This is a genomic window from Burkholderia sp. BCC0097 (assembly GCF_902832985.1).
Lineage (GTDB): Bacteria > Pseudomonadota > Gammaproteobacteria > Burkholderiales > Burkholderiaceae > Burkholderia > Burkholderia orbicola.
The window spans coordinates 53,738-66,837 of sequence record NZ_CADFDM010000001.1 but is presented as its reverse complement, the minus strand read 5'-3'; the positions used below and the strand labels follow the sequence as shown (position 1 = coordinate 66,837).

Genomic DNA, 13,100 nt, shown 5'->3' with positions numbered 1-13,100 from the left:
CGGCACAGGTGTGCCGTTCGGGTGGCGGGCAGGGCGCACAGCGTGCGCAGTGATCAGGATTGTTGATAAGTGCTGCAACTCACAGTCGAACATCTGTGGTGGCGCGACAACTGACTGGACGAATCGATGCGCGAACATCCGGCGAATTTCGTGCGTCGCGCGCGATGGTTCGGTCACCGCGGGTTGCTTGTTCCGCCGCGTTGCGCCGAGTCATTCGAGATGGCTCGCTTGCAGCCCATTCCCCGTGGCGATCGCGCCGCTTCCGCCTGGCCCGCATCAGGCATCGTTTCCCCGCCATTTACCCCGTCACCGGACTTTTTCGCGCAAGAAATGCCGGTGCGAAAAACCGACCTTACAACTGTCATCGTACGTCGTCGAATCGGGCGTTTTTTCACATCATGAGGCGTCGTTTTATGCAGGTTTTTGTCGTGTCTAAAGCCTTGAATCACTTGCAACTATCGCTTACAATCGCCCGGATTTGTTAGCTAGGCACCCCTGAAAGCTTTCGGAAAGCTTGGGGTCGGTTTGAAGGATTTCAGCGGAAGATTGCGATGGCGGGTCAGGCGCCGGACGACAGGCACGATGATCAGCGCACGCAACGCACCGCTTCGGCGGTTGGCGCGCGGCGTGAATCCGACGATGACTGGGATGTCGAGCAGCAAGATAACAACATCGTTCCGCTGACGCGGGCCGAGGCCGAAAGGCTGTTTGGCCCGAACGTGAGCAAGCCCTCGCGCGTGACCCCCTACAAGGTGGTGTTCGCGCAAGTGGTCCTGTCCCTGGTTGCAACGCTGGCGTGGTGGCTGTTTTCGAAGTCGCCGGGCGCCGCTGCGCAATCCGCGTTTCTGGGCGGAGCGATCGGCTGGGTGCCCAGTGCGGTATTCGTGGCACGACTGAAGGCAGGTGGCTCGGCCACCGTGATGAGCTGGGTGATGGGCGAAGCCCTGAAACTGGCTCTGACGATCGGGATGTTCACCGCGGTGGCGTTCGGCTGGGCCGGCGTGCACTGGGTGCCGTTCCTCGTCACGTACCTCGTCGTGCTGAAGACGTACTGGATCGCGCTGGCCTGGCGGTAAGGAACAAGCAGCGTGCGGTTTCGACAACGAACCGCACCGGCCCGTTCCCGCAATAGCGTGTTGCGGAACGGGGCAAAACGATTTTCGACAATTTGGGTGGCATTAACGATATGGCAGCTAGCGAAGGCACGCGCGGTCCGGATCCGTCCGAGTACATTGCGCACCACTTGCAGAATTTCTCCACCTCGCATCAGACGTCGATTTTCGACATTCACGTCTGGAATCTCGACACGCTGTTCTGGTCGATCGTTTGCGGCGTCGTGACGATCGTCCTGCTGCGTCTGGCCGCCCGCAAGGCGACGTCGGGCGTGCCGGGCCGTTTCCAGTGCGCGATCGAGATGCTCGTCGAAATGGTTGAAGACCAGTCGAAGGCCATCGTCCACGGCAATCGTACCTTCATCGCGCCGCTCGCCCTCACGGTGTTCGTGTGGGTCGCGCTGATGAACTCCCTCGACTTCCTCCCGGTCGACCTGCCGGGCCGCGTGATCGGCCTGCTCGGTCTGTCGGACGTGATTTCCCACCATCGCATCGTCCCGACGGCCGACCTGAACGGCACGCTCGGCATCGCGCTCGGCGTGTTCGTCCTGATGATCTACTACAGCATCAAGATCAAGGGCGCGGGCGGCTTTGCGCATGAGCTGCTGTCGGCCCCGTTCGGCGGCCACCCGCTGCTGTGGATCCCGAACCTCGCGCTCAACATCGTCGAATACGTTGCAAAGACCGTTTCGCTCGGCATGCGGCTGTTCGGCAACATGTACGCGGGTGAGCTGTTGTTCCTGTTGATCGCCCTGCTCGGCAGCATGTGGAGCTTCGGTGGCGACGCAACGTTCCTCGGCTTCGTTGGTCATGTGATCGCGGGTAGCGTCTGGGCAATCTTCCACATCCTGATTGTTCTGTTGCAGGCATTCATTTTCATGATGCTGACGCTGGTGTATCTCGGCCAGGCGCACGACACGCACTAAGCGTGGCGTGCAACAAAGAGTCTTCGTTTTAGTTTTTTAAATCTCAGTTCCAAGTCTTTTCACAAAGGAGTGATCATGCAAGCTTACATCGCCAACATCCAGGGTCTGACCGCCATCGGTATCGGCATCATCATCGGCCTGGGTGCAATCGGCGCCTGTATCGGTATCGCGCTGATGGGTGGCAAGTACATCGAAGCCTGCGCACGTCAGCCGGAACTCATCAACCCGCTGCAAACGAAGATGTTCCTGCTGGCTGGTCTGATCGACGCTGCATTCCTGATCGGCGTTGGTGTCGCAATGCTGTTCGCGTTCGCGAACCCGCTCCTGTCGAAGCTCGCAGGCTAAGGTTCCTCGGAAATATGCGTCCGGCGTGAGCCGGCGCAGGGCGGAACGGAGACTTGGGGCGCTGATCGAATGCAACTCGATGAGCGCCTTACCGTTTCATTTTTCCGGAATAGCAGATAAGGAAACACCGTGAATCTCAACGCAACTCTGTTTGCGCAAATGGTCGTGTTCCTGGTCCTCGCGTGGTTCACGATGAAATTCGTGTGGCCGCCGTTGATCAACGCCCTCGACGAACGTTCGAAGAAGATCGCCGACGGCCTCGCCGCCGCGGAGAAGGGCAAGGCGGAACTCGACGCAGCGCACAAGCGCGTGGACCAGGAACTCGCGCAGGCCCGCAACGACGGCCAGCAGCGCATCGCCGACGCTGAAAAGCGTGCCCAGGCGGTCGCCGAGGAAATCAAGGCCAACGCCCAGGCTGAAGCCGCCCGCATCGTCGCCCAGGCGAAGGCGGAAGCAGAACAGCAAATCGTGAAGGCGCGCGAAGCGCTGCGTGGCGAAGTCGCCGCGCTGGCCGTGAAGGGCGCCGAGCAGATCCTGAAGCGCGAAGTCGATCAAACGGCCCACGCCCAACTGCTGAATCAACTGAAAGCCGAGCTCTGATCATGGCCGAACTTGCAACCATCGCCCGCCCTTACGCAGAAGCGCTGTTCCGCGTGGCCGAGGGCGGTGACATCGCCGCCTGGTCCACGCTCGTGCAAGAGCTGGCCCAGGTTGCGCGTCTGCCGGAAGTACTGTCGGTCGCGTCGAGCCCGAAGGTGACGCGCACGCAAGTAGCCGAGTTGCTGCTTGCTGCGGTGAAGTCGCCCGTCGCGGCCGGCGCCGAAGCGAAGAACTTCGTGCAGATGCTGGTCGACAATCATCGCATCGCGCTGCTGCCGGAAATTGCCGAGCAGTTCGAGGCGCTCAAGAACGAACGTGAAGGCGCAGCCGACGCCGAGATCGTGAGCGCGTTCCCGCTGAACGGCGCGGATCTCGACAGTCTCGTCTCGGGCCTCGAACGCAAGTTCAAGCGCAAGCTGAAACCGACGGTCGAAGTCGATTCGTCGCTGATCGGCGGCGTGCGCGTGACGGTCGGCGACGAAGTGCTCGACACCTCGGTTCGCGCGCGCCTCGCATCGATGCAGGCTGCCTTGACCGCCTGAGCGCCACGCCGGCACGCAACAGAATTGACTATCAGGAGCGAATAATGCAACTCAATCCCTCTGAGATCAGCGAGCTGATCAAGAGCCGGATCCAGGGCCTTGAAGCGAGCGCAGACGTTCGCAACCAGGGCACCGTGATCTCCGTGACCGACGGTATCGTGCGTATCCACGGCCTGTCGGACGTGATGCAGGGCGAAATGCTCGAGTTTCCGGGCAACACGTTCGGTCTCGCGCTGAACCTCGAGCGCGACTCGGTCGGCGCGGTGATTCTCGGCGAATACGAACACATCTCGGAAGGCGACATCGTCAAGACGACGGGCCGCATTCTCGAAGTCCCGGTGGGTCCGGAACTCGTCGGCCGCGTGGTCGACGCGCTCGGCAACCCGATCGACGGCAAGGGCCCGGTCAACGCAAAGCTGACCGACGCGATCGAAAAGATCGCCCCGGGCGTGATCTGGCGCAAGTCGGTGTCGCAGCCGGTGCAGACGGGCATCAAGTCGATCGACGCGATGGTGCCGATCGGCCGTGGCCAGCGTGAGCTGATCATCGGCGACCGTCAGTGCGGCAAGACCGCGGTGGCGCTCGACGCGATCATCAACCAGAAGGGCAAGGACCTGATCTGTATCTACGTCGCGATCGGCCAGAAGGCTTCGTCGATCATGAACGTGGTTCGCAAGCTCGAAGAAACGGGCGCGATGGAATACACGATCGTCGTCGCCGCTTCGGCGTCGGATTCGGCTGCGATGCAGTATCTGGCACCGTACGCCGGCTGCACGATGGGCGAATACTTCCGCGACCGCGGCCAAGATGCGCTGATCATCTATGACGACTTGACCAAGCAGGCTTGGGCATACCGTCAGATCTCGCTGCTGCTGCGCCGCCCGCCGGGCCGTGAAGCGTACCCGGGCGACGTGTTCTATCTGCACTCGCGTCTGCTCGAGCGTGCGGCTCGCGTGTCGGAAGAGTACGTCGAGAAGTTCACGAACGGCGAAGTGAAGGGCAAGAGCGGCTCGCTGACGGCACTGCCGGTCATCGAAACGCAGGCTGGCGACGTGACCGCGTTCGTTCCGACGAACGTGATCTCGATTACCGACGGCCAGATCTTCCTGGAAACCGACCTGTTCAACGCAGGCATCCGCCCGGCAATCAACGCCGGCGTGTCGGTGTCGCGTGTCGGTGGCGCCGCGCAGACGAAGGTCGTGAAGAAGCTGTCGGGCGGTATCCGTACCGACCTCGCGCAGTACCGTGAACTGGCCGCATTCGCGCAGTTCGCATCGGACCTCGACGAAGCGACCCGCAAGCAGCTCGAGCGCGGCCGCCGCGTGACGGAACTGCTGAAGCAGCCGCAGTACCAGCCGCTGCAGGTCTGGGAACTGGCCGTGTCGCTGTACGCCGCGAACAACGGCTACCTCGACGATCTCGACGTCAAGCAAGTGCTGCCGTTCGAGAAGGGCCTGCGCGACAACCTGAAGACCAGCCACGCTGACCTCATCAAGCGCATCGAAGACACCAAGGATCTCTCGAAGGACGACGAAGCCGCGCTGCGCTCGGCGATCGAATCCTTCAAGAAGTCCGGTGCCTATTGATCCGCGAGTGACACACTGAGGCGGCGCGGGCGCGCATGATGCGTCCGCGCCGCTTCGGTGAGCGATGCATGAGCCCCGAGTAAAGCGCTAAAGCGCTAACACGGGGCGCAAAGGAGCAAGCTATGGCTGGAATGAAGGAAATTCGCGGCAAGATCAAGAGCGTGCAGAACACGCGCAAGATCACGAAGGCGATGGAGATGGTGGCTGCATCGAAGATGCGTCGCGCGCAGGAACGCATGCGCGCCGCTCGTCCGTATGCAGACAAGGTCCGTGCCATCGCCGCGCACATGAGCCGTGCGAACCCCGAGTACCGTCACCCGTTCATGGTGGCGAACGACGGCGCGCAGACGGCCGGCATCATCCTCGTCACGACGGACAAGGGTCTGTGCGGTGGTCTGAACACCAACGTGCTGCGTGCGACGGTGCAGAAGTTCAAGGAGCTGGAAGAGAAGGGCCAGAAGGTCGAAGCCACCGCGATCGGCGGCAAGGGCCTCGGGTTCCTGAACCGCTTCGGCGCGAAGGTGATGTCGCAGGTCGTGCACCTGGGCGACACCCCGCACCTGGACAAGCTGATCGGCGCCGTGAAGACGCAGCTCGATCTGTACTCGGAAGGCAAGCTGTCGGCGGTTTATATCGCTTACACGCGCTTCGTCAACACGATGAAGCAGGAAGCCGTGATCGAGCAGCTGCTGCCGCTGTCGTCGGAACACTTCGAAGCCGATGACGGTACGCCGGCGACGTCGTGGGACTACATCTACGAGCCGGACGCGCAGGCCGTCGTCGACGAACTGCTCGTGCGTTACGTCGAGGCGCTGGTGTACCAGGCCGTCGCGGAAAACATGGCGTCCGAGCAATCGGCGCGCATGGTCGCGATGAAGGCCGCGTCCGACAACGCGAAGACGGTGATCAGCGAACTGCAGCTCGTATACAACAAGAGCCGTCAGGCCGCGATCACGAAAGAACTGTCGGAGATCGTCGGCGGCGCAGCCGCTGTTTAAGCGCGCGCCCGGGACGACAACTGCGCCTTTGCGCGAGTAAAGAATCAGGTATTTAAAGGAAAAGCGATGAGTACTGCTGCTTTGGTAGAAGGCAAGATCGTACAGTGCATCGGCGCCGTTATCGACGTGGAATTCCCGCGCGACAGCATGCCGAAGATCTACGACGCGCTCATTCTCGATGGCTCGGAACTGACGCTCGAAGTCCAGCAACAGCTGGGCGACGGCGTGGTCCGTACCATTTGTCTGGGTGCATCCGACGGCCTGCGCCGCGGCCTGACCGTGAAGAACACGGCAAAGCCGATCTCGGTGCCGGTCGGCAAGCCGACCCTCGGCCGAATCATGGACGTGCTCGGCCGTCCGATCGACGAAGCCGGCCCGATCGAGAGCGACGTGACGCGTTCGATCCACCAGAAGGCTCCGGCGTTCGACGAACTGTCGCCGTCGACCGAACTGCTCGAAACGGGTATCAAGGTCATCGACCTGATCTGCCCGTTCGCGAAGGGCGGCAAGGTTGGCCTGTTCGGTGGCGCAGGCGTGGGCAAGACCGTCAACATGATGGAGCTCATCAACAACATCGCGAAGGAACACGGCGGTTACTCCGTGTTCGCGGGCGTGGGCGAGCGTACCCGTGAAGGGAACGACTTCTACCACGAAATGAAGGACTCGAACGTTCTCGACAAGGTCGCGCTGGTGTACGGCCAGATGAACGAGCCGCCGGGCAACCGTCTGCGCGTCGCGCTGACCGGCCTGACGATGGCCGAGCACTTCCGTGACGAAGGCCTCGACGTGCTGTTCTTCGTCGACAACATCTACCGTTTCACGCTGGCCGGTACCGAAGTGTCGGCACTGCTCGGCCGTATGCCGTCGGCAGTGGGCTATCAGCCGACGCTGGCTGAAGAAATGGGCAAGCTGCAAGAGCGCATCACGTCGACCAAGAAGGGCTCGATTACGTCGGTTCAGGCCGTGTACGTCCCTGCGGACGACTTGACCGACCCGTCGCCGGCAACCACCTTCGGCCACCTGGACGCAACCGTCGTTCTGTCGCGTGACATCGCTTCGCTGGGTATCTACCCGGCGGTCGACCCGCTCGACTCGACGTCGCGCCAGATCGACCCGAACGTGATCGGTGAAGAGCACTACTCGATCACCCGTCGCGTTCAGCAGACGCTGCAGCGCTACAAGGAACTGCGCGACATCATCGCGATTCTGGGCATGGACGAACTGTCGCCGGAAGACAAGCTGTCGGTCGCCCGTGCGCGTAAGATCCAGCGTTTCCTGTCGCAGCCGTTCCACGTCGCTGAAGTGTTCACGGGCTCGCCGGGCAAGTACGTGCCGCTGAAGGAAACGATCCGTGGCTTCAAGATGATCGTCGACGGCGAGTGCGACCACCTGCCGGAACAGGCGTTCTACATGGTCGGCACGATCGACGAAGCCTTCGAAAAGGCCAAGAAGATCCAGTAAGGGCTGAGTGAGTCGCAAGCCGGCGAGCGCCGGCCGGAACGATAAGTCAGCAATGACTTATTCCGGCCGCCTGCGCCGGCCGCAATACGCTCAACCCGTGGATGAGATTGGAGTCGATATGGCAACCATCAAAGTAGACGTCGTCAGCGCGGAAGAGCAGATCTTCTCGGGCGAGGCGAAATTCGTCGCGCTGCCGGGCGAAACGGGTGAGCTGGGCATTCTGCCGGGTCACACGCCGCTCATTACCCGGATTCGTCCGGGTGCGGTGCGCATCGAGGTCGAGGGCGGCAACGACGAATTCGTGTTCGTCGCAGGTGGCATTCTCGAAGTGCAGCCGGGCGCCGTGACGGTGCTCGCCGATACCGCGATCCGCGGCAAGGACCTCGACGCGGCGAAAGCCGAGGAAGCGCGCAAGCGTGCAGAGGAAACGCTGCAGAACGCGAAGTCGGATCTCGACCTCGCGAAAGCGCAATCCGAGCTCGCGACCGCAATGGCGCAGCTCGAAGCGATCCAGCGTCTGGCGAAGATCCGCAGCCGGCACTGAGCCGCGCCGCGTATCCCGCGAAAGAAAGCAGCCTTCGGGCTGCTTTTTTTTCGCCCGCGTTTCGCCTGCATTTCGTCCATCTTTTTGCGGGCCGGATCGTATCGGCCGGTCGTGCTATTTCCCCCGTCCGCCGCGATTCGATGTCAGAGTATCGTCAGCGGAGCGCGGCATCATCCGCGGTGAGGCCGTCCGTCGCGATCGTTGCGGCGGAGGCGCGCAGCAGGCGCGCGCGGGCCGATCAGACAAAAACGGACGGAGACATCGATGGCAGCAGACCTTGGCAAGGGGGCGCTGATCGCGCCCGAAAACGGACTGTCGTACGTGCGCGGCGCGACCGACGTGCCGCTATCCGACGCGACGATCGGCCGGTTCCTGCTCGACACGGCCGGCCGCTTCCCCGACCGCCCGGCGGTCGTGTTCCGCGAGCAGCAGGTGCGCTGGAGCTGGCGCGAGTTCGCGAACGAGGTCGATGTGCTGGCCGCAGGCCTTGCCGCGCTCGGGATCGTGAAGGGCGACTGTGTCGGCATCTGGTCGCCGAACCGCAGCGAGTGGCTGCTCACGCAGTTCGCGACCGCGCGGATCGGCGCGGTGCTCGTCAACATCAACCCGGCCTACCGGCTGTCGGAACTCGAATACGCGTTGAACAAGGTCGGCTGCAGGGCCGTGATCGCGGCCGAGCGCTTCAAGAGCTCCGCGTACGTCGAGATGCTGCAGACCCTCGCGCCGGAGCTCGCGACCGCGACGCCGGGCGACCTGCATGCGGCGCGCGTGCCGAAACTGCGTACGATCGTGTCGATGGGCGAGGTGGCGCCTGCCGGCATGTTCCGCTTCGCGGACGTGATGGCGCGCGGCCGCCAGGCCGTCGATCCGGCGCTGCTCGATGCGATCGGCGCGGCGCTCACGGCCAACGATCCGATCAATATCCAGTTCACGAGCGGCACGACCGGCAGCCCGAAGGGCGCGACGCTCACGCACCGCAACGTCGTCAACAACGCGCGCTCGATCGCGATGGCGATGCGTTTCACCGAACAGGATTCGCTCTGCATCCCGGTGCCGCTCTATCACTGCTTCGGGATGGTGCTGGCGGTGCTCGCCTGCGTGTCGAAGGGCGCCGCGATGGTGTTCCCCGGCGAAGCGTTCGACCCGGTGGCGACGCTCGCGGCGGTGGCCGAGGAGCGCTGCACCGCGCTGCATGGCGTGCCGACGATGTTCATCGCCGAGCTCGATCATCCGGCATTCCCGACATTCGACCTGTCGACGCTGCGCACCGGGATCATGGCCGGCTCGCCGTGCCCGATCGAGACGATGAAGCGTGTCGTGTCGCAAATGCATCTTTCCGAAATCACGATCGCGTACGGGATGACGGAGACGAGCCCCGTGTCGTTCCAGAGCTCGACCGACGATCCGCTGGAAAAGCGCACGACGACGGTCGGCCGCATCCAGCCGCATCTCGAAGTGAAGATCGTCGATCCGAGCGGCGACATCGTGCCGGTCGGCGCGACGGGCGAGCTGTGCACGAAGGGCTATTCGGTGATGCTCGGTTACTGGGACGACGACGCGAAGACGCGCGAGGTGCTGGTCGACGGCTGGATGCATACGGGCGATCTCGCGACGCTCGACGCGGACGGCTACTGCAACATCGTCGGCCGCCTGAAGGACATGGTGATTCGCGGCGGCGAGAACGTCTATCCGCGCGAGATCGAGGAATTCCTGTTCCGCCATCCGAAGATCCAGAGCGCGCAGGTATTCGGCGTGCCCGATGCGAAGTACGGCGAGGAGCTGTGCGCGTGGATCGTGCTGCGCGCGGACGAGCAGATGACCGAGGACGACGTGCGCGCGTTCTGCACCGGGCAGATCGCGCACTACAAGATTCCGCGCTATATCCGCTTCGTCGACGAGCTGCCGATGACGGTGACGGGCAAGGTGCAGAAGTTCGTGATGCGCGAGCGGATGATCGAGGAACTGAAGCTCGACGTGCAGAAGACGGCGTGAAGCGGGACGGTGCGGTGCCGAAAATGCTGGAAAAACGTGGCGGCCTGCGGGTCGCTACGTTTTCGATGGACGAAAAAAAGCGGGCTTATTAGCCCGCTAAAAACCACACGCTACGGGGTTAGCGCGAGGAGACCAAAGATGAAACCGAGTCCGGCGGGGGGCCGGAAACGACTCCAACAGGGATGCCCCTCGGAAGGGCTTCGGTACGTGACCGACTGGCTCGCAGCGCTTCGCGTCCGCTCACACTTGGCACACGAGACCGCATCCGTGTTGAAACCGTTGAGGCCCATTGTGGGCGAATTAATGACCCGTCGCGGTAACAAAGTGTTTCAGGTTGTAACGCCCGCCAGATAAGGCTTTCCGGGATTTTTTGCTGTTTTCGGGGTCCTGAAAAAGGTCATTTTTACCCATATTTTCCACCGCGTTTTCAAGGTGTGCGCACGATGAGTTTTTCATGCGTATCGGGCGCGATGAATTGCCGATTTTCACGCGAGAAAGTGCACGGCGCGATCGATACCGCGCATGACGATTCATTCGTCGGAAAGATTTTGAAACGTGATCGGCGCGCGCGAAAGTCGGCCGTTCGGCCAATGCGGCGGGTTTGGCGCTGCGGGAAGGTCGCGGCTTCGCGAAGGAAGATGTAACGGCGGCATGCCGGCCGCCGCCCGGGCGAGATGTCGACGCCCGGCGGCCGCTGGGTCGGTGCCCGTGATCGGCCGCCGTGGCGTGGGCCGCTTACTTCAGCCACTTGTCCGAAATCGCCTGATATTCACCGGTGGACAGCGCGAGATGCAGCCACTGGTCGACGTACTGCTGGAACGCGACGTCGCCGCGCGGCACCATGTACGCCTTCTCGCCGAACTGGAACGGCTTGTCCGGGTGTACCGAGCAGAGGCCCGGATTCAGCTTTTGCTGCAGCAGCGTCTCGGACGCATCCGTCACCATCACGTCGGCCTTGCCCGCGAGGATCTGCTTGAAGATCGTCACGTTGTCCGGGAAGACGGTCAGGTTCGCGTGCGTGAAGAACTGCTTCGCGAAGCGCTCGTTGGTGCCGCCCGGATTCACGATCACGCGCGTCTCGGGCCGGTCGATCTGCGCGACGGTCTGGTACTTGTCGGCATCCGCGCAGCGCACGATCGGCGTCTTGCCGTCGACGACGTACGGCTGCGTGAAGAACACGCGCTTCTGGCGCTCGAGCGTCGTCGATACGCCGCCTACCGCGATGTCGCATTTCGCGACGAAGTCGTTGGTGAGGTTCGACCAGCTCGTCTTCACGTAGTCGGTCTTCACGCCGAGCGATTTCGCGAGCGATTCCGCCATGTCGATGTCGATGCCCTCGAAGCGGCCGTCCGCGCGATAGTACGAATACGGCTTGTAGTCGCCCGTCGTGCACACGCGCAGCGCGCCGCGCGCGAGCACGTCGTCGAGCCGCGAGCCGGCGGCAGCGGCGCTCGGGGGCGCCGCCGTGGTCGTGCCCTGCGCGTGCGCGGCGGCGCAGCAAAACGCGGCGGCGGCAGCGAGCATGGCAAGCGTGGCGAATGTCTTCATCGGTCTCCTCCTTCGTTCGGTTCGATATGAGCGTCCGATCATAACGGAGCCATCGCGCGCGTCATATGGCCGCCATCGCATCGGCATGCGCAGCCCGATCGCGGCTGTCCGGTAAAATGCCGCTTTGCCTTCGCATCGTCGCTCCTACCGTGGCCCATAACCTGCTCAACGACACCTTCCTGCGTGCGCTTCTGCGCGAGCCGACCGACTACACGCCGATCTGGCTGATGCGTCAGGCCGGCCGCTACCTGCCCGAATACAACGCGACGCGCGCGCGCGCCGGCAGCTTCCTGGGTCTCGCGAAGAATCCCGACTACGCGACCGAGGTGACGCTGCAGCCGCTCGAGCGCTTTCCGCTCGACGCCGCGATCCTGTTCTCCGACATCCTGACGATTCCCGACGCGATGGGGCTCGGCCTCGACTTCCAGGTCGGCGAAGGGCCGAAGTTCGCGCATCCGGTGCGCACCGAGGCCGACGTCGCGAAGCTCGCGGTGCCGGACATCGAGGAGACGCTCGGCTACGTGACGGGCGCCGTGCGCGAGATCCGCCGCGCGCTCACCGACGGCCAGGGCCGTCAGCGCGTGCCGCTGATCGGCTTCTCGGGCAGCCCGTGGACGCTCGCGTGCTACATGGTCGAAGGCGGCGGCTCGGACGATTTCCGCACGGTGAAGTCGATGGCGTATTCGCGCCCCGACCTGATGCACCGGATCCTCGACGTGAACGCCCAGGCGGTGGCCGCATACCTGAACGCGCAGATCGAAGCGGGCGCGCAGGCCGTGATGATCTTCGATACCTGGGGCGGCGCGCTGGCCGACGGCGCGTACCAGCGCTTCTCGCTCGACTACATCCGCCGCGTGGTGTCGCAGCTCAAGCGCGAGCATGACGGCGAGCGCGTGCCGGTGATCACGTTCACGAAGGGCGGCGGGCTGTGGCTCGAGGAGATCGCGGCGACCGGCGTCGACGCGGTCGGGCTCGACTGGACGGTCAACCTCGGCGCCGCGCGCGAGCGCGTCGCGGGGCGCGTGGCGCTGCAGGGCAACCTCGACCCGACGATCCTGTTCGCACCGCCGGCCGCGGTGCGCGAACAGGCGCGCGCGGTGCTCGACAGCTACGGCAACCATCCGGGCCACGTGTTCAACCTCGGGCACGGCATCTCGCAATTCACGTCGCCCGATCACGTCGCCGAACTCGTCGACGAAGTGCATACCCACAGCCGCGCGATCCGTAGCGGAGCGGCGCGCTGAACGCAAGCGTCGTCATGCTGCGCTGCGGCATGACGATGTTTCGTTTCTGAAACTAAACAGGACGCAACGCCGCTCCCGTTGCCGATTCGGTGCTTGTCAAGACTTGACTTATACACATTTTCCACGTTGCAGCGCGGTAGAGCCCCGTATCGGTCAATTTGTCTCGCTATGGTTCGGTAATTTGAATAGCAGCCTTATGGAA

At 63.2% G+C, this 13,100-nt stretch carries 12 protein-coding genes; 11 read left to right on the top strand and 1 reads right to left on the bottom strand.

The window, feature by feature from the left end; all coding sequences use genetic code 11:
- Positions 1-551 precede the first annotated feature (551 nt).
- The 10 genes from HWX07_RS00265 to HWX07_RS00220 all read left to right on the top strand — a co-directional run bounded on the left by HWX07_RS00265 (position 552) and on the right by HWX07_RS00220 (position 10,106).
- Positions 552-1,076 carry an ATP synthase subunit I gene (locus HWX07_RS00265; RefSeq protein WP_006477280.1) on the top strand — a complete coding sequence of 175 codons (525 nt, stop codon included), beginning with the start codon at positions 552-554 and terminating at the stop codon, positions 1,074-1,076.
- 110 nt (positions 1,077-1,186) lie between these two features.
- Positions 1,187-2,038 (top strand): F0F1 ATP synthase subunit A, encoded by an 852-nt coding sequence (gene atpB / locus HWX07_RS00260; RefSeq protein ID WP_175874715.1) that lies wholly within the window; start codon positions 1,187-1,189, stop codon positions 2,036-2,038.
- A gap of 75 nt (positions 2,039-2,113) precedes the next feature.
- On the top strand, positions 2,114-2,383 hold the full coding sequence (atpE, locus tag HWX07_RS00255) for a F0F1 ATP synthase subunit C (protein WP_006482730.1): 270 nt from the start codon (positions 2,114-2,116) through the stop codon (positions 2,381-2,383).
- A gap of 129 nt (positions 2,384-2,512) precedes the next feature.
- Positions 2,513-2,983 (top strand): F0F1 ATP synthase subunit B, encoded by a 471-nt coding sequence (locus tag HWX07_RS00250; protein ID WP_006477283.1) that lies wholly within the window; start codon positions 2,513-2,515, stop codon positions 2,981-2,983.
- Positions 2,984-2,985: 2 nt separating this feature from the next.
- A complete protein-coding gene (locus HWX07_RS00245) occupies positions 2,986-3,525 on the top strand; it encodes a F0F1 ATP synthase subunit delta (RefSeq protein ID WP_006477284.1) in 540 nt (179 codons plus the stop codon).
- Between the two features lie 44 nt (positions 3,526-3,569).
- The gene (atpA, locus tag HWX07_RS00240) at positions 3,570-5,111 is read left to right on the top strand and encodes a F0F1 ATP synthase subunit alpha (RefSeq protein WP_124699401.1); all 1,542 of its coding nucleotides are present in this window, start codon (positions 3,570-3,572) and stop codon (positions 5,109-5,111) included.
- A gap of 122 nt (positions 5,112-5,233) precedes the next feature.
- On the top strand, positions 5,234-6,109 hold the full coding sequence (atpG, locus tag HWX07_RS00235; protein ID WP_034209645.1) for a F0F1 ATP synthase subunit gamma: 876 nt from the start codon (positions 5,234-5,236) through the stop codon (positions 6,107-6,109).
- Between the two features lie 66 nt (positions 6,110-6,175).
- Positions 6,176-7,570, top strand: coding sequence for a F0F1 ATP synthase subunit beta (gene atpD, locus HWX07_RS00230; protein ID WP_006477287.1), 1,395 nt, complete (start codon positions 6,176-6,178; stop codon positions 7,568-7,570).
- Positions 7,571-7,688: 118 nt separating this feature from the next.
- Complete coding sequence (locus tag HWX07_RS00225; protein WP_006477288.1) at positions 7,689-8,114, top strand: F0F1 ATP synthase subunit epsilon; 426 nt, start codon at positions 7,689-7,691, stop codon at positions 8,112-8,114.
- Positions 8,115-8,378: 264 nt separating this feature from the next.
- On the top strand, positions 8,379-10,106 hold the full coding sequence (locus tag HWX07_RS00220) for an AMP-binding protein (protein WP_175874714.1): 1,728 nt from the start codon (positions 8,379-8,381) through the stop codon (positions 10,104-10,106).
- 735 nt (positions 10,107-10,841) lie between these two features.
- Here the strand turns inward: HWX07_RS00220 and HWX07_RS00215 are convergent.
- The gene (locus HWX07_RS00215; RefSeq protein WP_175874713.1) at positions 10,842-11,654 is read right to left on the bottom strand and encodes a transporter substrate-binding domain-containing protein; all 813 of its coding nucleotides are present in this window, start codon (positions 11,652-11,654) and stop codon (positions 10,842-10,844) included.
- A gap of 149 nt (positions 11,655-11,803) precedes the next feature.
- Between HWX07_RS00215 and hemE the strand changes: the two genes are divergently transcribed.
- On the top strand, positions 11,804-12,898 hold the full coding sequence (gene hemE / locus HWX07_RS00210; RefSeq protein ID WP_279612733.1) for a uroporphyrinogen decarboxylase: 1,095 nt from the start codon (positions 11,804-11,806) through the stop codon (positions 12,896-12,898).
- Positions 12,899-13,100 lie beyond the last annotated feature (202 nt).

What these genes read in the sequence shown, in the direction of transcription:
- HWX07_RS00220 (WP_175874714.1), top strand. Translation starts at nt 8,379, where the DNA reads ATGGCAGCAGACCTTGGCAAGGGGGCGCTGATCGCGCCCGAAAACGGA.
- atpA (WP_124699401.1), top strand. Translation starts at nt 3,570, where the DNA reads ATGCAACTCAATCCCTCTGAGATCAGCGAGCTGATCAAGAGCCGGATC.
- HWX07_RS00265 (WP_006477280.1), top strand. Translation starts at nt 552, where the DNA reads ATGGCGGGTCAGGCGCCGGACGACAGGCACGATGATCAGCGCACGCAA.
- atpE (WP_006482730.1), top strand. Translation starts at nt 2,114, where the DNA reads ATGCAAGCTTACATCGCCAACATCCAGGGTCTGACCGCCATCGGTATC.
- atpG (WP_034209645.1), top strand. Translation starts at nt 5,234, where the DNA reads ATGGCTGGAATGAAGGAAATTCGCGGCAAGATCAAGAGCGTGCAGAAC.
- atpB (WP_175874715.1), top strand. Translation starts at nt 1,187, where the DNA reads ATGGCAGCTAGCGAAGGCACGCGCGGTCCGGATCCGTCCGAGTACATT.
- HWX07_RS00225 (WP_006477288.1), top strand. Translation starts at nt 7,689, where the DNA reads ATGGCAACCATCAAAGTAGACGTCGTCAGCGCGGAAGAGCAGATCTTC.
- atpD (WP_006477287.1), top strand. Translation starts at nt 6,176, where the DNA reads ATGAGTACTGCTGCTTTGGTAGAAGGCAAGATCGTACAGTGCATCGGC.
- HWX07_RS00245 (WP_006477284.1), top strand. Translation starts at nt 2,986, where the DNA reads ATGGCCGAACTTGCAACCATCGCCCGCCCTTACGCAGAAGCGCTGTTC.
- HWX07_RS00215 (WP_175874713.1), bottom strand. Translation starts at nt 11,654, where the DNA reads ATGAAGACATTCGCCACGCTTGCCATGCTCGCTGCCGCCGCCGCGTTT.